At 73.2% G+C, this 19,897-nt stretch carries 14 protein-coding genes; all 14 read right to left on the bottom strand.

What is annotated here, in order from left to right; translation table 11 throughout:
* Positions 1-29: 29 nt before the first annotated feature.
* Positions 30-1,001: a phosphatase PAP2 family protein gene (locus HNR40_RS12490; protein WP_184960656.1), complete on the bottom strand. Its 972-nt coding sequence runs from the start codon at positions 999-1,001 to the stop codon at positions 30-32.
* A 73-nt stretch (positions 1,002-1,074) separates the two neighbouring features.
* A complete protein-coding gene (locus HNR40_RS12485) occupies positions 1,075-2,412 on the bottom strand; it encodes an RsmB/NOP family class I SAM-dependent RNA methyltransferase (protein ID WP_312896306.1) in 1,338 nt (445 codons plus the stop codon).
* A 98-nt stretch (positions 2,413-2,510) separates the two neighbouring features.
* Positions 2,511-3,440 carry a methionyl-tRNA formyltransferase gene (gene fmt / locus HNR40_RS12480; RefSeq protein WP_184960654.1) on the bottom strand — a complete coding sequence of 310 codons (930 nt, stop codon included), beginning with the start codon at positions 3,438-3,440 and terminating at the stop codon, positions 2,511-2,513.
* Between the two features lie 2 nt (positions 3,441-3,442).
* The gene (gene def / locus HNR40_RS12475; protein ID WP_184960653.1) at positions 3,443-3,991 is read right to left on the bottom strand and encodes a peptide deformylase; all 549 of its coding nucleotides are present in this window, start codon (positions 3,989-3,991) and stop codon (positions 3,443-3,445) included.
* A gap of 34 nt (positions 3,992-4,025) precedes the next feature.
* Complete coding sequence (locus tag HNR40_RS12470) at positions 4,026-5,357, bottom strand: hypothetical protein (RefSeq protein ID WP_184960652.1); 1,332 nt, start codon at positions 5,355-5,357, stop codon at positions 4,026-4,028.
* 38 nt (positions 5,358-5,395) lie between these two features.
* Positions 5,396-6,985 carry a hypothetical protein gene (locus tag HNR40_RS12465; protein ID WP_184960651.1) on the bottom strand — a complete coding sequence of 530 codons (1,590 nt, stop codon included), beginning with the start codon at positions 6,983-6,985 and terminating at the stop codon, positions 5,396-5,398.
* A 49-nt stretch (positions 6,986-7,034) separates the two neighbouring features.
* Positions 7,035-9,122 (bottom strand): primosomal protein N', encoded by a 2,088-nt coding sequence (locus tag HNR40_RS12460; RefSeq protein ID WP_184960650.1) that lies wholly within the window; start codon positions 9,120-9,122, stop codon positions 7,035-7,037.
* Between the two features lie 249 nt (positions 9,123-9,371).
* The gene (locus tag HNR40_RS12455; protein WP_184960649.1) at positions 9,372-10,634 is read right to left on the bottom strand and encodes a LuxR C-terminal-related transcriptional regulator; all 1,263 of its coding nucleotides are present in this window, start codon (positions 10,632-10,634) and stop codon (positions 9,372-9,374) included.
* A gap of 157 nt (positions 10,635-10,791) precedes the next feature.
* Entirely contained in the window at positions 10,792-13,068 is a 2,277-nt protein-coding gene (locus HNR40_RS12450; RefSeq protein WP_184960648.1) for an ATP-binding protein, read from the bottom strand.
* A 453-nt stretch (positions 13,069-13,521) separates the two neighbouring features.
* Positions 13,522-14,709 (bottom strand): methionine adenosyltransferase, encoded by a 1,188-nt coding sequence (gene metK / locus HNR40_RS12445; protein ID WP_184960647.1) that lies wholly within the window; start codon positions 14,707-14,709, stop codon positions 13,522-13,524.
* 120 nt (positions 14,710-14,829) lie between these two features.
* On the bottom strand, positions 14,830-15,192 hold the full coding sequence (locus HNR40_RS12440; protein WP_184960646.1) for a hypothetical protein: 363 nt from the start codon (positions 15,190-15,192) through the stop codon (positions 14,830-14,832).
* 398 nt (positions 15,193-15,590) lie between these two features.
* On the bottom strand, positions 15,591-16,328 hold the full coding sequence (locus tag HNR40_RS12435; RefSeq protein WP_184960645.1) for a PspA/IM30 family protein: 738 nt from the start codon (positions 16,326-16,328) through the stop codon (positions 15,591-15,593).
* A 33-nt stretch (positions 16,329-16,361) separates the two neighbouring features.
* Positions 16,362-18,320, bottom strand: a complete 1,959-nt coding sequence (locus tag HNR40_RS12430; RefSeq protein ID WP_184960644.1) for a TPM domain-containing protein — start codon at positions 18,318-18,320, stop codon at positions 16,362-16,364.
* Between the two features lie 125 nt (positions 18,321-18,445).
* Positions 18,446-19,792: a bifunctional phosphopantothenoylcysteine decarboxylase/phosphopantothenate--cysteine ligase CoaBC gene (gene coaBC / locus HNR40_RS12420; RefSeq protein WP_221340290.1), complete on the bottom strand. Its 1,347-nt coding sequence runs from the start codon at positions 19,790-19,792 to the stop codon at positions 18,446-18,448.
* Between the last annotated feature and the right edge of the window lie 105 nt (positions 19,793-19,897).

Here is a 19,897-nt window from a genome sequence, read left to right as displayed (position 1 = left end):
AGAAGCCCCGGAAGATCCAGGCGCGCCTTCTAGGACACCTTGCGCTCGGCTCCGCTCATCAAACCCAGCCGAATGAACGTCAGCGGCGCCCCAAGCTGCACCCACAAAGTCAGCACCGCATACCGGAGATAACGCAGCACATCATGCTCCGGCAGCAGTTCCCGCAGCCCGAACCACAGCGCCCCCACCACCAGCGACCCGAGCGCCCACCGCGCCACCTTCCGCCCCAGCGTCCCGCGCACCGAGAACCACCCGAGCCGGTACATCACCGACGCCCCCGCCAGCATCCCCAGCACCGACCCGCACATGGCCACCAGCGTGTCGAGAGCGAGGGGATCGACATCCCCGGCCAGCCGCCATGCAGCGGGCAGCGACCACCCGGCATAGGGCGCGTTGGCCAGCGCGGCGGCCCCCAGCGGCACCACCGAGACCACCGCCGAGGCGGCCAACTGCCAGCCCAGCGACAACCCGCGCCACCACCGTACGGCGGCCGGCTCCAGCTTCACCACCAGCACCAGTACGGCCACGCCCAGCAACACCCCTGCCACCACATCGGAGATGAAGTGCACCCCCAGGTAAACCCGGGACAGCCCGATGAGCCCGACCGCCGCCACCGCGCCCCACCACGCCCAAGGCCGTCGCACGGCAGCGGCCAGCGCGCCCCACGTGGCCGCGGCGATCTGGGCGTGCCCGGACGGCATCCCGAACGTCCCCTCCAGCGACAGCGGCCTGACCCGGGCGTCCAGCCAGTAGGGACGCGGCGCGTGGAACAGCAGCTTGAGCACCGCGTTACTGGCCGCCGCACCCAGCACGACCACGCCCATCCGCAGGCCGAGGCGGGGGCTGACGCACCAGTAGAGGACGGGCAGCAGGAACAGGAAGGTCTGCTCGCTGCCGAACAGCGAGACCGCCTCCATCACCGGTTCCAGCCACCCGGGCAGCCCCTGGAGCGCGATGATCGGCCCGAGTTCGGCCCCGCGCAGGCCGTCGAGGATGTCCACGTGGCCGATGGGACCACACCCGCCCAGGGCAAGGACAGGCTTAGAAGGCGAATCGTGACCTAACGCTTGCTTGTTACCGCTTGCGCAGCAACGCCAGGAACATCGCGTCCATCCCGTGCCGGTGCGGCCAGAACTGGGCGTGCGGGCCATCGCCGAGGTCGGGCACCTCGGTCAGGTACGAGCGCGCGTCCAGCTGCTCGACGTCCTCGCGCCGCCGCAGCACGTCGGAGACCACGATCCCGGTCTCGGCCAGGTGGGGCGAGCAGGTGACGTAGGCGACGACGCCGCCGGGCCGTACCGCGTCGAGGGCGGTGGCCAGAAGACCGCGCTGCAGCGCTCCCAGGCCCGGCACGCCGGCGGGGTCGCGCCGCCACCTGGCCTCGGGACGGCGGCGCAGCGCGCCCAGGCCGGTGCAGGGCGCGTCCAGCATGACCCGGTCGAAGGCGCCGGGCCGCCAGGCGGGCTCGGTGCCGTCGGCGGTGATCACCGAGGCCTCGCGGGTGGTCTGCCAGACCAGGCGGGCACGGTGATATTGGACGTCGGCGGCCAGCAGGTGCTTGCCGCCGGGGAAGCCCTCGTCGGGGTCGCCGTAGGCGGCGATGGCGTCGAGCAGGCCCGCCTTGCCGCCGGGGCCCGCGCACATGTCGAGCCAGAACTCGTCGCGGCCCTCCACCGGCACCCTGGCCAGGGCGAGGGCGACGAGCTGGCTGGCCTCGTCCTGCACGGCGGCGCGGTACTCGGCCACCGCCAGCACCTGGCCGGGGTCGCCCTCGGGCAGGTAGGCGGCATAGGGCGAGTAGCGGCCGGCCTCGGCGCCGGAGTCCTGCAGCTCGGCCACCGAGCTGCGGCCGGGACGGGCCACGAGCGTGACCAGCGGGCGTACGTTGTCGGCGGCCAGCAGATCGGCCGTCTCCGCGTCGTCGCCGCCGAGCGCGTCGCGGAAGGCGGACACGATCCAGCGCGGATGGCTGTGGGCGACCGACATGTGGCCGACCGGGTCCTCGGGAGCCACGATCGGGATCCAGTCGTCGAGCGGCCTGGCGGCCACCTTGCGCAGGACGGCGTTGGCGAACTTGGAGGCGCCGACGCCGACGCGCAGCCGTACCAGATCGACGGTCGTGCCCACCGCGGCGTGCGGCGGGACGCGCATCTTGAGCAGCTGGTGGGCGCCGAGCCGCAGCGCGTCGCGCACGTCGGGGTCGGGCGCGCGATCGGTGCAGTATTCGATGATCGCGTCGTAGGTGCCGAGCCCGCGCAGCGTCCCGTAGGCCAGTTCGGTGGCGAGCGCCGCGTCGCGCCCGCCCAGCCGCCGCTCGCGCAGCAGGCGCGGCATCAGCAGGTTGGCGTAGGCGTCCCGCTCGTCGACGGCACGCAGCACGTCGAAGGCCGCGTTGCGCGCCTCGTCCCGCACCGGCCCTTTCCTGGTACGGCTCCCGCCGCCCTGACCCCGGCCGTAGCCGCCGTCACCACGACCACGGCCCCGTGCGCCGCCGTTCCCCCGTGAAGCCGTCACGCGAACTTGTCCCCTTCGCCCAGGCGCGAGCCGCGGGCCCACTCGGCCGCGCTCATCACCCGCTTGCCCTGCGCCTGCACCTCGGTCAGCTCGACCGGATGGGTGGCGGTGCCGACCAGCACCTCGTGCTTGGTGGCCGCGATCACTCCGGGCTCCAGCCGGGCGGCGTCGGGCCGCGGCCGGACCGGGCCGAGCTTGACCCGCTGGCCGCGGAACTCGCTCCACGCGCCGGGGTTGGGCGTGCAGGCGCGCACGAGCCGGTCGACCCGCATGGCGGGCGCCTGCCAGTCGGCCCTGGCGTCGTCCACGTTGATCTTCGGTGCGTAGCTGATGCCGTCGGCGGGCTGGGGCCGGGGCTCCAGGGTGCCGTCCTCGACCCCGTCGAGGGTCGCGGCCAGCAGCCCGGCGCCGGAGATCGACAGGCGCTCCAGCAGCGCGCCGCTGGTGTCGTCGGTGCGGATCTCCTCGGTGACGACGCCGTAGACGGGCCCGGCGTCGAGCTCCTTGACGATCTGGAACGTGGCCGCGCCGGTGATCTCGTCACCGTGGAGCACGGAGTGCTGCACGGGGGCGGCGCCGCGCCAGGCGGGCAGCAGCGAGAAGTGCAGGTTGATCCAGCCCTGGCGGGGCACGTCGAGCGCGGACTGCGGCAGCAGCGCCCCGTAGGCGACGACCGGGCAGCAGTCGGGCTCCAGCGCGCGCAGCCGGTCGAGGAACTCCGGGTCGCCGGCCTTGGCCGGGCGCAGCACCTCGATGCCGGCCTCCTCGGCCAGCTCGGCGACGGGCGACAGGTGCACCTTGCGGCCGCGGCCGGTCTGGGCGTCGGGGCGGGTGACCACGGCCACGACGTCGTGACGTGGCGAGTCGATGAGGGCGCGCAGCGAGGGCAGAGCCGTCTCGGGCGTGCCGGCGAAGACCAGGCGCATCGTCAGAGAGCCTTCCCGCCGGTGGCGTGCGGGGAGAACTTGACCGCCGGCGGGGTCAGTCCGCTCCACTCCGCCTCGCGGATGGCCTTCATCGCGAGCTTGCGCTGCGCGGAGTCCATCCGGTCGATGAACAGGATGCCGTCGAGGTGGTCGGTCTCGTGCTGGAAGCAGCGGGCCATCAGGTCGGTGCCTTCGAGGGTGACCGGCTCGCCGTGCATGTCGAGCCCCTTGGCGACGGCGCGGATGGCGCGCGGCGTCGGGAAGGACAGGCCGGGGAAGGACAGGCAGCCTTCCTCGCCCTCCTCGTCGAGGTCGGCCGACAGGTCGAGGTCGGGGTTGATCAGGTGGCCGAGCTGGTCGTCGACGTAGTAGGTGAAGACCCGCAGGCCGACGCCGATCTGCGGGGCGGCCAGGCCGGCGCCCGGCGCGTCCATCATCGTGTCGGTCAGGTCTTTGACCAGTTTGCGCAGTTCCTTGTCGAAGTCGACGACCGGGGCCGCCGGGGTGCGCAGCACCGGGTCTCCGAACAGCCGGATCGACTGGATCGCCAAGTGGCCAACTCCGTTCCGCGAAGGCAGGGTGGGATCAGCCCAGTTTAGTGGTCTGGAGCGACCTGGCTTTCATCGCGGCCTTGCGCGCCGCCTTGGCGACGGCGGCGTCGCCGTGAGTGGAGGCCAGGAGTTCGAGGACGGCCACGGTGTCGGGGTGGCTGGAGCCGGCCATCTCCCCCACGCTCCTGACCAGGTCCTCGCCGGACTCCAGCGCGCCGAACTCGCCGACGGACTCCGGGCTGCCGGAGATGTGGAGCAGGGCGGCGACGGAGTCGACGGCGATCCAGGTGTGGTCGTCGGAGCTGAGCGGGGGCGCGTCGAGGTCGCGGATGTGCAGCCAGGAGGCCGCGTAGCGCCACATGGTGGGGTCGGCCAGCGAGTCGCGTACCGGCGACTGGGCCTCGGGGCCGAGCTCTTCGAGAATGGCGCCCACGGCGCCCCGGTGGCCGGCGCCGCCGGCCGTGGCGACGGCCAGGAGGTCGCGGGCGGCCTGCTCGGGCGGGCGGCGCTCCAGCCAGGTCGTCACGGCGCTCTGCGTGACCGCGCCGCTGACCAGGGACTCCACCAGCGCTTCCGCGTCGAGCCCGGCGAAGACCTCGACCTCGGCCAGCGTGGGCGCCTCGTGGCCCTCGCGCAGCAGGTCGTGGCGGACGGCCCAGACGCCGAGCGGGGTCAGCGCGATCCGGCCGGTGCCGGTCTGCTGCACCAGGCCGCAGTAGGTGAGCAGGGACAGCGCCTCCAGCAGTTCGCCCGGCAGGCTGCCGCTGAGCTCGCGCAGCTCGGCCTGGCTCGGCTCGCAGGCCACCTCGTGCGACTGCAGCAGGCCCTTGGCGAGGTTGGCGATGGCGACGCCGGAGCGCACGGAGTAGATGGTGGCGAGGGTCTCGGCCAGGTGGCCGTCGATGACCCGCGAGCCGGTCAGGCGGGAGGTGTCGGCCTGGTCGAGGACGTCCATGACGACGCCGTCCCAGAACTCCAGCGTGGCCTCGGCGGGCAGGCGCAGGGGCAGCGCGCCGCGCGAGGCGGTGCCGCGCACGATCTGGAGCAGGCGGGTGTTGACCGCCACGATCCAGGCCAGCCGCAGCCGGGCACGGGAGACGCCGAGCTCCTTGGCCGCGGCGGCGGCGTCGGTCTCGGACAGCAGTCCCTCATCGGTGACCGGGCGCTCGCCGGTCCAGGCGGTGAGCTTGATGGCGTCGGCGACCAGCGGCACCCCGGGCACCGCGACGGCCAGCTCCGCGTCGGCGGCCAGCGCGACAGGCGGGAACGTCAACGCCTCCCTGACCTGGGGCGCGGGCGTCTCCACTGGAGCGGGCTCCTCGATCAGCTTGCGGAGCTCGGCGAGGTCGAAGACGTTGTTTGCCACCCACGAAACTTACTGCACACGAGTCACAGGGATGTACTTCATCGGATCGCTCGTGAGCGTGCTTTGAACGCCGCCTTGCGCGCCGCCTTGGCCTCTCCGCTGCCGGGCAGGGACCGGCCGAGCAGTTCGAGCACCTCGACCACGTCGGGGTGGTCGACCCGCCACATCTCCTCGATGAGGTGGGCCGGCGGGCCCGAGGCGGCCATGTTCTCGGCGAAGATCTCGGGGTCCTCCTGTGCCGCCGGCATCGCCAGCGCGAGCATGTCCACGCTGACCCACAGGAGCTCGTCCTGGGTGAGCGGCGGCGCGGGCAGCCCTCTGGAGGTGAGCCAGTGGATGGCGTGCGGGCGCAGTTCCTCGTCGTCGAGCACCGCGCGCAGCGCAGGCTCGGCGGCGGCGCCGAGGTGGTCGACGATGGTGACCGCGATGCCGCGGGCCACGGCCGGGGCGCCGGTGGCGGCGGCCAGCAGCTCGGCGGCGGCCTGCTCCGGCGTGCGCCCGGCCAGCCAGCGTTCGATGTCGTGCTCGGCCGCCTCGGTCGGCATGCCGTCGAGCAGTCCTTCGATGAGGCCGACCGCGTCGGCGACGGCGAGGTCGGGCGCCTCGGGGGCGTCGCGGCCGTGGGCGAGGTAGAGCTCGCGCAGCCCCCATACGGCCAGCGGGCTCAGCCCGGCGCCGTCGTGGCGGCGCTCGACCAGCCCGCACCAGGCCAGCCGGTCGAGCACCGCGTCCACGTCCACGTCCGCGTCGGCCAGCTCGAACACGTGGTCGGCGACCACCTCGTCGGGCACCCGCGCCTGCAGGCGGTAGAGGCGGTCGAGCAGGTCGTAGAGGGCGTCGTCGAGCTCGGGCAGGCCGGTGACCGCGCCAGCGGTGTCGTGTTCGACCAGGTGGGCGACGGTGCTCGCCCACCCGCCGAGGCCGGTGTGCCCGGCCAGCGCCCACAGCAGCCTCGGCTCCGGCACCGGTGCGGCGGCGGCGTCCTTGGCGCGCAGCGCGCCCTTGGCCGTGGGGGTGCTGCCCCGGTCGCCCAGCCAGGCCAGCAGCCGGTCGCGGTCGGCCAGCAGGGCCACCCCGCCGAGCGCGGCCTCCAGGTCCTGCGGGGAAGCCAGGCGTACGGCGGGCAACGGCGTGCACGCCGGGCAGTCGCAGGGCGCCTCCTCGATCTCGGGAAGCGCGCTCCCGGGCGCGTCGGCGGAAGGGATCGCGATGTCCTGCTCCAGCGACTCCGGGCCGATCGAGCTGAACAGGCTCTTGGCCATGCCGAAGTTGGCCGGGTCGGCGAGCGCGGCCGGCATCTCCTCGGCGATCTCGCTCAGCCGCGCCCGCATGGCCCGCGCCCCGTCGGCGCCCGCGGCGCCGGAGGACTCGAGGTAGTCGACGAGCGTGCGGGCCGCGGCGACCGACTCGGGCGCGCTCTCCGGCGGCGCGATCACCTTGCGCGGGTAGATGGACAGCAGCAGGTCGTCGAAGGTCGATGGAGCGAAGTCGGCCAGCTCGTTGACGCCCAGATAGTCGCTGGCGTAGTCGCAGAGCAGCCGCACCTCGTCGGCGTCCACCTCGACGCCCCGCGCCCGGCCCCATGCGCGCAGGTCGTCGATGGCTCGGTTCACCCATTCGATCGACACAGGGAGACGCTAACGGCTGGCCAACAGATGAGCGAATCGGGGAAAGCGGCTAAATCAGGTCGAGAGGGTCGACACTCACCCGGACGACATCAGCCGCCTTGCGCGCCGCGCGCACCCCGGTGGCCCCTTTGAGCGCCGCGGCCAGCACGCCGCCCGAGGCTCTCGGGACCCGGATCATGGCGCGTTCCCGCTCGTCGTCGACCTGGACCGGGCCGAGGACCTGGGCTTCGTCCGGCAGGCGGACCTCGTCGAGCATCTGGCGTACGGCGGCGGCCGTACCCGTGAGCGTGGCCATCCGCACCGCCGGCGGGAAGCCGAGCTCGGCGCGGTCGGCGAGCTCGCGCTCGGCGTGGGTGACGGGATCCCAGCGCAGCAGCGCCTGTACGGCCGGCAGCGCCATGTCGGCGAGCACCACCAGCTCGGCGCCGGGCCGCAGCAGGGCGGCGGCGTTCATCCAGCGGCGCACGCCCTCCTCGGCCGCACGCAGGTCGGCCCGCCCCAGCAGGGCCCAGCCGTCCAGGAGCACGGCCGCCGAGTATCCGCCGTCGGCGACCGGTTCCGCGCCCGGCGTGGCCACCACCAGCGCCTTGCCGGAACCGACGCGCGCCAGCACCCCGTCCCTTCCGGACGTCTTGACCGGCACCGACGGAAAGGCCCGCCCCAGCTCCTCGGCGGTACGCCGGGCGCCGACGACGACCGCGCGCACGCCCGCTCCGCCGCAGTGCTCGCACCGCCAGGCGGCGTCCACCCGGCCGCACCAGCGGCAGTAGGGCGCGCTGTGCCCGCTGCGCAGCGCCAGCGGCCCGTGGCAGGCGACCTTGCCCGGCACGGCGTCCTCGATCCTGTTGTCGTGACCGGGAGCGGTGCGGGTGGGCGGCAGGGCGCAGCGGGCCGGGCGGCGGCACTGGCGGCAGGCGATCGAGGGCAGGTAGCCGCGCCTCGGGACCTGGACCAGCACCGGCCCGGACTCCAGCCCCTCGCGCAGCGCCCGCCAGGCGACGCTGGGCAGGCGGGCGGCGCGGGCGGCCTGGTCCTTGGCCAGTTCGGCGTCCTCGCCCGCCGGGCGCACCTTGGGGGCCTTGGCGCGCACGGTCTCGCGGGCGGCCACGATCGGCCTGGCCCAGCCGGTGGCGATGAGCTGGGTGGCCTCGGCGGTGCGGGCGTAGCCGCCGATGAGCATGGCCGCGCCGCCGCGGTGGGCGCGCAGCGCGAGCACCTCGCGGGCGTGCGGGTAGGGCGCCAGCCGTTCGGCATGGAGGTCGTCGCCGTCGTCCCAGAGGGCGACGAACCCCAGGCCGGCGACGGGCGCGAACATGGCCGCACGGGTGCCGACCACCGCGCGCGCCTGCCCGCGCAGCACCCTGAGCCAGCGCCGGTACCGCTCGGCAGGCCCCAGGCCCGCGGTGAGCGCCACGTGCGCGCCGTCGCCGAGCAGCCGCTCGAACACCTCGTCGGCGAGCGCCACGTCCTTGCCGTCCGGCACGACGACCAGCGCGCCCCGGCCGCCGGCCAGCGTGGCACGCACCGCCTCGCCGATCGCCTCGGCCCATCCTGCGGCTCCGGGCAGCGCCGACCACACGGCCCTGGGCGCCCGCCCGTGCTCCAGCGCGTCCAGGAACGACGGCCCCATCGGGTAGTCGGCCCAGGCCTGATGGCCCCCGGGCTCCGGCGAGCCGTCCGTTTTCCGGGGCTCCTGGGGCTCCTGGGGCTCTGCCTCGACCTTGGCGTGCCTCGGGGGTACGGCCAGCCGCAGCACGTCGGCCAGCGTTCCGGCGTAGCGGTCGGCCACGGCCCTGGCCAGGGCGGCCACCTCGCCCGTGAGAACCGGCTCGGCCGACACCACACGCTCGATCGCGGCCAGCTTCCCCCGGTGCTCGCTCTCCTCCGTCCGCTCCAGCAGGAACCCGTCCACCAGCTTGCCGGCGAACCGCACCCGGACCCGCACCCCCGGCTGGGCGCTGTCGTGCAGGGGGGCCGGCACGAGGTAGTCGAAGGGCCGGTCGAGGTGCGGCAGCGGGTTGTCGACCGCCACCCTGGCCACGGGCGCCTCGGGGGCGGGAACGACCGAGCCCTTGGCCTTCTGCGCGGCCGGGCGTACCGCATCCAGCGGCAGCAGGGCGTGGTCGGTCTCGGTCACGCACTACGTCTACCAGACCGTGGCCTCCGGTAAGGCCGGTCGCCGGCCAGGTCGTGGAGGATGCCCGCCCGGCACGCGTACCGCCGGCAGGAGAGTCGGCACCGCGATGGACTCGCCCGCTGTGGTGCCGGCGGATGAACCTGAGGCGCCGGACCCTGGGACCCCTCCCCTGGACGGCGCCGGTGGTCATCCGCCGGCAAGACAACAGTTCGTCGCGCACCCGGCCTCCCACATCCGGAAAAGTGCCGATTAATCGTGAGAAACCATCCACGCGGCGACATGAGTGCGCGAGGTGAGATGCCCCTTCGCGAGGATGTTCCGGACATGCGCGTCGACCGTGCGCTTCGAGATCACCAGCCGCCCGGCGATCTCCAGGTTCGTCAGGCCCTCGGTGATGAGCTCGGCGACCTGCAGCTCGCGGGGGCTCAGGACCACGTCACCGGTCTCGCGGCCGCCGTCGGGCCTGGGCACGGGAGTGGCCGTGGCGGCGCCGTAGCGGGCCGTCAGGCGCGTGCGCGCCCGCGCCTCGAGAAGCTCCAGCCCGACCTGCCGGTACGGCTGCAGCAGCCGGTAACCGGCGCCGCCCGGCATCGGCTCACGCAGCACCACCGAACTGGCGACGAGATCGCCGAGCACCGCGCCCACCCGCACCCGGGGCAGGCCCGCCTCGACGCCGATCGCCTCGGCCGTCTGACGTTCGAAGCCGCCATCCACCACCGACAACGCCGCCCACAGCACACGCTGCTCCGCCCCGCACAGCGCGTGACTCCACTCGACCATGGCGCGCAGGTCGCGCTGGCGCGGCAGCGCGCTGGTGGTACCCGCCGCCAGCAGCGGCCAGCGGTCACGCAGCCGTTCACGCAGCTCGGGCGCGGTCAGCGAGCGCAGGCAGGCCGCGGCCAGTTCGATGGCCAGCGGCAGGCCGTCCAGCCGCCGGCAGATCTCGGCGACCGCGGCGCGCGTACCGACAGACAGGGAGAAGTCCGGGTCGACGGCGGCGGCCCGTTCGGCGAACAGCGTGACGGCGTCGGCCTCCGCCAGCGGCCGCACATACAGCAGGCGCTGCCCAGCCAGATCGAGCGGCTGCCGTCCCGTCACCACGATCTTGACCTCGGGCGCCCGGCGCAGCATCACCGCGACCAGCCGCGCGACGGGACCGGCCAGGTGCTCGCAGGTGTCGAGCACGACCAGCGCCCGCCGTTCGCGCAGCGCCGCGGCGATCCCTTCGGCGGTACGCGCCTGCGGCCGGCCGATCGCGGCGGCCACGCGGGCGGTCAGCGCAGGTTCGCCGGTCACCGCCGACAGCTCGGCGTACCAGATCCCGCCCGGGAATCGCCGCCGGGCGTGGCGGGCGATCCTGACCCCCACGCGGCTCTTGCCCACCCCTCCGGGCCCGGTGACCGTGAGAAGGCGCGTGCGCGTCAGCGCGCGCAGGCCCTCGGCCACCTCGGCCGCGCGGCCGATCATGCTGGTGAACTCGGCGGGGAGGTTCCCCCTGCCTCGCTCGACCATGGACACTCCCTCCTGGCGACGGGCGGCCCGGCGGGCCGTCCGTGCCGCGGACCAGGCTCGCGTCAGCGCGCGAACCGCCCCCGCGTCCCCGGACTGCGGACACGACGAGTATTCAGCCCATCACCCAGGGCGACATCGGGGATTGTGCCTATCCTGCTCAGCTTTCCTCCCGCTGCCGGCGTCGGATCACCCATGCCGCGATCTGGCTGCGTCCGGAAAAGCCGAGTTTGGCGAGGATGTTCTCGACGTGCGTGTCGACCGTGCGCGGGGCCACGACGAGCCGGTGGGCGATCAGCCGGTTGGTGAGCCCGGCGGCGACCAGGCCGGCGACGTCGGCCTCGCGCGGCGTCAGCGGCGCCCACGCCGGGACCGCCGGCGGTTCCCTCTCCTCCGGCTCGCCGGACAGCGCCTCGGCGATCGCCTCCTCCGCCGACAGCGCCCGTCCCGCGGCCTTGACGCGTTCCAGCTGGGACCCCAGCGCCTCGGCCAGCTCGTCCTGGTAGCGCTTGCGCTCGGCCGCCAGATGCGGCGAACCCAGCAGCGGCCGCACCTCGGCGCCCCACAGCCGGTGCGCGGCGCTCAGCAGCCGCGCCGCCCGCGCGTGCGCGCCGCGGTCGGCCGCCAGCCACGCCAGCACCTCCACGCAGAACGCCCGCCCGAACGTCGTCTCCACCCGCGCGTGCGTGCGCAGCGCCGCGCGCGCGTGCTCCTCGGCCTCGCCGGTCCGTCCGCGCTGCCGCAGCAGCAGCGCCAGCGCCAGGTCCGCCCACGCCGCGCCGCACCCGTCACCCGCCTGAGCGCACAGCCGCGCCGCCCGGGTCAGCGCCCGTTCCGCCTCTTCGGTACGGCCCGCCGTCAGCAACGTCAGTCCCAGCTCGATCAGGCCGTTGAGCAGGTGGATGCCGCCGTGTGCCGATAGCCCGTCCACGCTCTGGCGCAGCAGCAGTTCGGCAGCCTCCAGGTCGCCTTCGCAGAACCGCAGCGTGCCGCGCATCTTCGTGAGGTGCAGGCCACCGAGCGTGCCCAGCCGGGCCGCCGGCTCCTCCGCCCCGGCCAGCGCGCGCCGGGCGGCGGGCAGGTCGCCCTGGCCGATGGCGATGTGGGCGAGCTCCAGGTGGGCGCCCAGGCGGATCCAGTCGGGGGCCTCGGTGGTGGGGAGCAGGCGGTCGAGGTACTGCCGGCCGTACCTGGCCATGCCGCCGAACACCCACAGATAGCCGAGACGCAACCCCATCTCCAGACCGGCGGCGCGCGCGGCGGGGTCGGCGGCGTAGGACTCCAGGGCGGCGCGCAGGTTCGGCCAGTCGGAACGCGCGCGCAGCACCTCCTCCACGCGGTCGCGGCCGGCGCGCTCCACGCCGAAGCGGCGGGCGACGGCGAAGTAGTGCTCGCGGTGGCGCGCCCGCAACCGCTCGGTCTCCGGCTCCGTCATGCGTCCCATGGCGTACTCGCGCAGACCGTCCAGCATCCGGTACTCGGTGCGCCGCCCGTCGTGCTCGCGGACCACGATCGACTTCTCGACCAGCGCGGCCAGCGTCGGATAGACCAGGGTGTCGGGCAGGTCGGCGTCGGAGCAGACGTGCTCGGCGGCGTCCAGGTCGAACGGGCCGGAGAAGACGGTCAACCGCTCCCACAGCAGCCGTTCCTCCTTGGCGCACAGGTCGTGGCTCCAGGCGATGGCCGCCTGCATCGTGGAGTGGCGTCCGCCGCGGGTGCGCGAACCCGCGTGGCCCAGCGAGCCGTAGGCGTCCATGAGCTGCAGGAGCCGGGCGACGGGCAGCAGCCGGGCGCGCACTGCGGTCAGCTCGATGGCCAGCGGGATGCCCTGGATGCGCCGGCACAGCTCGGCCACGACCGCGGCGTTGTCCGGCCCCAGCTCGAACGCCGGGTCCACGGCGGCCACCCGGTCCAGGAACAACGCCACCGACTCGACGTGCGCCACAGCCGCCGGTTCGGTCTCCGGCCCCGGCACGGCCAGCGGCCGGACGATCACGATGTGCTCGCCGGGGGCGCGTAAGGCCTGGCGGCTGGTGACCAGGATGTGCAGGCCGGGCGCGGCGGGCAGCAGGGCCTGGGCCAGCCTCGAACAGGCCTCGGCGACGTGCTCGCACGTGTCGAGCACCAGGAGCATGCGACGATCTGCCACATGAGCGGCCGACTCGGCGGGCGCGCTGACACCCAGGGCCTGCGCGATCGCCTCGTCCACCGCTTCGGCCGTGGTGGCGCCGGACAGCTCGACGTAGGTGACGCCGTCGGTGAACGCCCGCCGCATGAGCTGAGCCGCCCGTACGGCCACGCGCGTCTTGCCCACGCCCGCGATCCCGGTCACCGTCACCAGGCGGCTGCGCTGCAGCATCCTGCGGACCCCGGCGACCTCCTGACGGCGTCCTACGAAGCTGGTGACGGCGGTGGGGAGGGCTGCCCGCCACGGCATGGTCCCGCACCCCCAACAAGCCGCACCCGCAGCCCATGTGGCAGGCCCGGTTTCCGGAAGATCCCTGCGAACACGTTATATGGATCTTGGACCAGACACACCCAACCACCCATCACATTCCAGGCCACAGGACCACATCTCCCACCGAAGCCCCGCCCCGGAGGCCATCGCCCCTGACAGCCTGGGCCGCAGGGCGACCGGCTGAGGCTCGGCGAGCTTCCCCGGCCAGCCCTCTTACCCGGAGCACGCAAGACACACCGCGCCCCCGAGCTGCCTCTGCCCCGGAGCACGCAGGACCCCCGATCCTGGGTGTCCAGAACCCCGGCCGGCCGCGACCGCGCAGGCGGCCGGAGGTCGGTGTAGCCCTCGGGCAGCGTCGGGGCCGGGCATGCCTGAGCCCTGAGGCGCCGGGTGGCGGGGCTCAGGGCTCAGGCGGTGGAGACGGGGTGCCGGTCAGAGGCCGGCGGCGGTGCGGAGGGACTCGGCGCGGTCGGTCGACTCCCAGGAGAATCCCTCGCGGCCGAAGTGGCCGTAGGCGGCGGTCTCGGAGTAGATCGGGCGCAGCAGGTCAAGGTCGCGGATGATGGCCGCGGGACGGAGGTCGAACACCTGCAGGACGGCGGCCTGGATCTTGTCGACCTCGACCTTCTCGGTGCCGAAGCACTCCACGAACAGACCGACCGGCTGGGCCTTGCCGATGGCGTAGGCGACCTGGACCTCGCAGCGGTCGGCCAGGCCGGCCGCGACGACGTTCTTGGCGACCCAGCGCATGGCGTAGGCGGCCGAGCGGTCCACCTTGGACGGGTCCTTGCCGGAGAAGGCGCCGCCGCCGTGGCGGGCCATGCCGCCGTACGTGTCAATGATGATCTTGCGGCCGGTGAGGCCGGCGTCGCCCATGGGGCCGCCGATCTCGAAGCGGCCGGTCGGGTTGACCAGCAGGCGGTAGCCCTCGATGTCGATCTCGAGCCCGGCGAGCACGGGGTCGACCACGTGCTCCTTGATGTCTGGGGCGAGCATCTCCTTGAGGTCGATCTCGGCCGCGTGCTGCGTGGAGACGACCACGGTGTCGAGGCGGACCGGGGTGTCGCCGTCGTACTCGATGGTGACCTGGGTCTTGCCGTCGGGGCGCAGGTACGGCACGGTGCCCGACTTGCGGACCTCCGACAGGCGCTGGGCGAGCCGGTGCGCGAGCATGATCGGCAGCGGCATCAGCTCGGGGGTCTCGCGGCAGGCGTAGCCGAACATCAGACCCTGGTCACCGGCGCCCTGGCGGTCGAGCTCGTCGCCGACGCCCTCCTCGCGGTGCTCGTAGGCGTCGTCGACGCCCTGGGCGATGTCGGGCGACTGCGCGCCGATCGAGACGGAGACGCCGCAGGACGCGCCGTCGAAGCCCTTGTGCGAGGCGTCGTAGCCGATCTCAAGGATCTTCTCGCGGATGACGCCGGGGATGTCGACATAGGTCTCGGTCGTCACCTCGCCCGCGACGTGGACCTGGCCGGTAGTGATCATCGTCTCGACGGCGACCCTGCTCTTGTGGTCGTCCTTGAGCATGGCGTCGAGAATCGCGTCACTGATCTGGTCGGCGATCTTGTCCGGGTGGCCCTCGGTGACCGACTCGGAGGTGAACAGGCGACGTGACAACTCAGTGGCTCCTCATGCAGCGGCTGCTGACGTAAATGCGGCTCGGACAGGTGGACACCAGCCTGGGCCTCGCCGAAGTCTAGCCCCACGGGAGGCCAGGTAGCGAAACCACGGGCCGATTCAGAGATCCGGCAGTGGGTCGGGCGGGAGCGTCTCGGGCGCGAAGATCTCCGCGTCCGCCGCTCTCACCACGGCGACGTACTCCTCATCGAACTCGAAGGCCATCGAGCCCAACTCGATGATCGATCCAGTCATGATGGGGCCCAGGCGTGTCGCCCTCGGGAACGTGGCATAAACCGACACCGGCCGGTCGCTCCTGAGCATCCTGGTGGCGAGCACCGAGATCGCCCCGTCGGTGACCACGATGAGGAAGTTGGCCATCCCCGGCGGCCCCACCGACAGGGCGGGAAACACGTATCTGATCTGTTCGTCGGGTCCGAGCAGCGTCCTGCAGCGGTCCCTCACCGCGGTTCCTACCGGCATCTGTGTTCTCCCCCTTTGTGTAATTATCCGCAGGGGTACGGCAACGCGGCAACATCCAACTCCACAAGAGACCCAGGACAACAAGCCCGGGGAAACAACCACAGAAGCGGCCAAGGGGCAAGCCACAGCCGCAGACCCGGACCAAGCAACGGGCAGCGGGTCCAGGGTGAGCCACGGCGGTGGGCCAGGAGCGGAGTCGTCACGGCGGGATGTTGTTGGCCTTCACGACCGGCGCTCGACGGGCGCGCGCCCACGACGGCGGGGCGGGCAAGCCGGCGGGAGCCGTAACGGATAGCGGGCGTGACGGACGCGAGCCCCGACAGACGGCCACCGCAAGAGACGGAAGGCGGGGAAAACTCCCGGCCGCGCCGGAAGTGCGGGCGCGGCCGGGAAGCAGGTCAGTTGGGGGATGGGATTTGGAGGGGCTTGCCCATTTTGAGGGCGGCCAGGCGGGCCTCGATCTCGGCCTGGGCGCTGACGTCCTCCAGGCTCTCGAACTGGGCGTCGAGCGACGAGGCGGCCAGTTCCTGCTGTCCGATGACCTTCGCCTCCTCCCGCTTGATCTTCTCTTCGAAGCGGCTGACCTCGCTGGTCGGGTCGAGGATGTCGATGCTCTTGATCGCGTCCTGGACCTGCGACTGGGCCTGGGCGGTCTTGGCGCGGGAGACGAGTTCGTCGCGCTTGCTGCGGAGTTCGCCGAGCTTGTTCCTCATCTGCTGGAGGCCCGACTTGAGCTTTTCGACGACCTCACGTTGCGCGGTGATGCCGGGTTCCGCGGCCTTCGCCTCCTGCTCGGCGGACATCTGACGACCGAGGGCGACCTTGGCGAGTTCGTCGAACTTGTCCGCCTCCATGCGCTGCCCCGCCGCCCGCAGCTGGTCGGCGCGCTGGCTGGCGGCCATGGCCTTCTTGCCCCACTCCCCGGCCGCCTCCACGTCCTCGCGGTAGTCGGCCTCGACCATCCGCAGCGACCCGATGGTCTGCGCGATGGCCTTCTCCGCCTCGGCGATGTTGTCGGTGTAGTCGCGCACCATCTGGTCGAGCATCAGCTGCGGATCCTCGGCCGAGTCCAGCAGCGCGTTGATGTTGGCCCTGGCCAGCTGGGCGACACGGCCGAAGATGGACTGTTTGGACATTGCTCATTCCCCCGATATGTGATCGTTTCCGGGTCAGAAGGCTCCCCCTGAGCCCCTCCGCCCTCGTGTACCCGAGCCGCCGAAGCTGCCCGGCGCCTGGCCGCGCCTGCTCGTCCCCGCGGGCTGGCGGCCGCCGCCGCGGCCCGCGCCGCGGCCGGACATCATGCCGCCCATCATCCCGTCGATGAGGATGCCGCCCAGGACCGCGCCCATCATGGCGTCGGCGCCGCCCCTGCCGTTGCCGGTCCGTCCGTAGCCGAACGCCGACACCTCGCCCCGCGCCGCCTGCCCGGCCTCCTGGGCGAGCTGGTCGGCGCGCTGTGCGGCGGCGAGCGCCGCCGACGGGTCCTCCCCCGCCCGCGCCCGCGCCTCGGCCAGCAGGCGTTCGGCCTCGGCGATCCGGGTGCGCGCCGTGCTGCCGACCGCGCCGCGGTTGGTGGTGATGAAGTCCCTGGTGGCCGCGATCTCGCTGCGGGCCGTCAGCATCGCCTGGTCGAGCATGCTGCGCGCCTGCTCCTGACGGGCCTTCTTGTCGCGTACGCCCTTCAGCGCCTCGTCCAGCGTCGTCTGCGCCTCCTCCACCCGGCGCAGCAACGCGATCGGGTCCACGCGCGTCGCGACGACGTCCTCGGCCACCTGGGTCGCGGTGCTCTCCGCGTACGCGATCTGGGGCGCCAGGTCCGCCGCATACGCCTCATCGGCGGCCAGCGCCTTCGCCGCCGACAGGTTGGCCGCGACGGTCTCCAGGGCGGGCTTGAGCCCGGCCGCCGCCTGGTGGATGTCGTCGGCCCGCCTGGTCACCGCCTCCATGAGCTGCCTGGCCTGGTCCACGGCCGACTGCGCGGCCAGCACCTGGGCGACCGCCTTGCCCGACTCCCCCTGCTCCAGCGACGCCTGCGCGGCGGCGAGCGTCTGGCCGGCGAACTCCAGGCGGTTGGCCGCGTCGTCCGGGTTGTCCTCGACGGGGGTCAGGGCGCTGTGGGCGAAGCGCTCGTTGGTGGCCGCCATGGCCCGCCGTACCTCGGCGAGCTTGGGGGTGAGCTCGGCGTGCGCCTGCTGGACCTCGGCGAGCACGCGCGGGGCCTGCTTCTCCATGTCGCGCAGCCGGTCGAAGGCCTCGGACTCGGCGTCGAGCCGGGCGTTGGCGTCCGCACACCGCTTGACGATCTCCTGCAGCATCGCGTGGCGGGTCACGTCGTCCTCGGGGACCTCGTCGTCAAGCTGCTGGCGGAGCCGGAAAGCCTGGTCGAGCTCGCCTTTGGCGTACTCGAGCGCTTCGGCGAACGGCTGCGCCGCCTCCTCGCCGAACTGCGCCGTCGCGAACCCCACCTCCTGCTCGGAGGTCTTGACCGCGTCGTCGGTGTGGACAAGCGCCTGTCCCGCCCGGGTCTCCAGGTCCTTGGCCGCGGCGGCGTGGCGTGAGGTCTTGCGGCGGCGCGAGTACAGGTAGACGCCCCCGCCGGCCGCGGCCAGCACCCCCGCACCCGCCAGCCACCAGGCGCTGCGGCCTTCGGGGTTGGCCGGGTTCGCCATGGCGGTGCCGTACCCCTTGGCGGCTCCCACCGCCGCGCCCGCCCAGTCGTCGTTCCGCAGCGCGGGGACGATCGTCTCCTGCGCGACCTTGTTCAGCTGCTCGGTGGACAGCGGGAAGTTCGTGTCGGCGGACACGGCGTAACGGCGTTCCTGCGTGGCGACGGCCATCAGCAGGTCGTCACGGCCCAGGCGGCTCAGTCCGGCGGTCTGGTCGGCCCAGGTGGTGGCGTTCCAGCCGGAGAAGCCGTTGACGTAGACGACGTAGAGGCGGATGCCGTGCTCGGCTTCGAGCTGGTTGATGGCGGCCTGAACCTCGCCCGCCCGGTTCCCGAGCGCGCCGGCCTGGTCGGTGACGGTCTGGGTGATGGCCTCGGGCGCCTCGGCGGACGCCGCCGCCGGGATGGCCAGGAGGGCGCCGGTGATGAGCAGTGCGCGTATGACGTGCCTGAATGCTGACAACCCCGACCGCCCCCAGTCGTAGCTTCACTGACCCCTGAGGCGTCTCATCCCCACATTACGGAGCGTGTACACATTTGTCCCATTAGTGAGGAAGCCAGGTCACATGGGCTAAGAGGGCAGGGGGGCTATTCGGCCAGGCGTGCGGCGACCAGGGACCAGAGGGTGTCGGCCAGATCTTCCTTCGGGCCCCTCGGGACCTCGACCGGGTCTCCCCCGGCGACCAGGATCGTGGCCGCGTTGTCGGGGGTGCCGAAGGCGAGGTGCTCGCCGACCTGGTTGACCACCAGAAGGTCACACCCCTTGCGGGCCAGCTTGGCCTGGCCGTTGGCCAGCACGTCATCGGTCTCCGCCGCGAACCCCACGATCACCGCCGGCCCGCCCACGCCACCGCCCGCAGCGGTCCCGCTCGCCGCGACCCCTTCCGCCGCAGTCCCGTCCGCAAGGGTTCCGCCCGCAGCGGTTCCGTCCGCGGGGGTTCCGTCCGCGGGGGTTCCGTCCGCGGGGGTTCCGTCCGCCGGGGTGGCGCTGTTTCTTGCCTGGGTACGGCGCACGCCAAGCTCGGCGAGAATGTCGGGATTTTTCGTGAGCCGGATGGCCTCAGGATCGTCGGACGTCTTCTTGATCTTGGACGTGGCCCGCGTCACCGGCCGGAAGTCGGCCACGGCCGCGGCCATCACCACCGCGTCGGCGCCCTCCGAGGCCGACAGCACGGCCTCACGCAGCTGCGCCGTCGACTCCACCCGCACGACCTTGACCCCGGCCGGATCGGGCAGCGTGACGTTGGCCGCGATCAGGGTCACCTCGGCGCCGCGTGCCACGGCCGTGCGCGCCAGCGCGTACCCCTGAAGGCCGGAGGAGCGGTTGCCGATGAAGCGGACCGGATCGATCGCCTCGCGGGTGCCACCCGCGGAGACGACCACCCGGCGGCCGGCCAGGTCGCGCGGCGACCCGCGCAGCACGCGGCGGCAGACCTCGAAGATCTCCTCGGGGTCGGGCAGCCGTCCTGGGCCGGTGTCGGCGCCGGTCAGGCGGCCCGAGGCGGGGTCGATGACGAGGGCGCCGCGCTCGCGCAGGGTGGCGACGTTGGCGCGGGTGGCGGGGTGGTCCCACATCTCGGTGTGCATCGCGGGCGCGAACACCACCGGGCTGCGCGCCGTCAGCAGCGTGGTGGTGAGCAGGTCGCCGGTCAGCCCTTGGGCGGCTTTGGCGAGGACGTCCGCGGTGGCCGGGGCGACGATCACGAGGTCGGCGTTCTGCCCGATGCGGACGTGCGGCACCTCGTGGACGTTCTCCCACACCTCGGTGGTCACCGGGTTGCCGGACAGCGCCGCCCAGGTCGGTTCGCCGACGAACCGGAGCGCGTCGCGGGTGGGCACCACGCGCACCTCGTGCCCGGACTCGGTGAACAGCCGGAGCAGCTCACACGCCTTGTAGGCGGCGATGCCGCCGCTGACGCCCAGTACGACCTTCATCGGCGCGCCGCCACCCCTTCTCCTCCGCACGGATCGCCCCAACCCTAGAGCTCAGCGCTGGTGCGGCTCCGCCCGGGGTCCGGACACGGCGCAGCTCCCGGCTCC

The sequence above is a fragment of the Nonomuraea endophytica genome, assembly GCF_014203235.1.
Classification (GTDB): domain Bacteria; phylum Actinomycetota; class Actinomycetes; order Streptosporangiales; family Streptosporangiaceae; genus Nonomuraea; species Nonomuraea endophytica.
Note: the sequence above shows the minus strand (reverse complement) of the source record. Positions and strands in the feature narration are given on the sequence as shown.

Coding starts and splice junctions, on each gene's coding strand:
- HNR40_RS12455 (WP_184960649.1), bottom strand. CDS start 10,634: ATGGTCGAGCGAGGCAGGGGGAACCTCCCCGCCGAGTTCACCAGCATG.
- fmt (WP_184960654.1), bottom strand. CDS start 3,440: ATGCGCCTGGTCTTCGCCGGCACGCCCGAGACGGCTCTGCCCTCGCTG.
- coaBC (WP_221340290.1), bottom strand. CDS start 19,792: ATGAAGGTCGTACTGGGCGTCAGCGGCGGCATCGCCGCCTACAAGGCG.
- HNR40_RS12435 (WP_184960645.1), bottom strand. CDS start 16,328: ATGTCCAAACAGTCCATCTTCGGCCGTGTCGCCCAGCTGGCCAGGGCC.
- HNR40_RS12450 (WP_184960648.1), bottom strand. CDS start 13,068: ATGCCGTGGCGGGCAGCCCTCCCCACCGCCGTCACCAGCTTCGTAGGA.
- HNR40_RS12440 (WP_184960646.1), bottom strand. CDS start 15,192: ATGCCGGTAGGAACCGCGGTGAGGGACCGCTGCAGGACGCTGCTCGGA.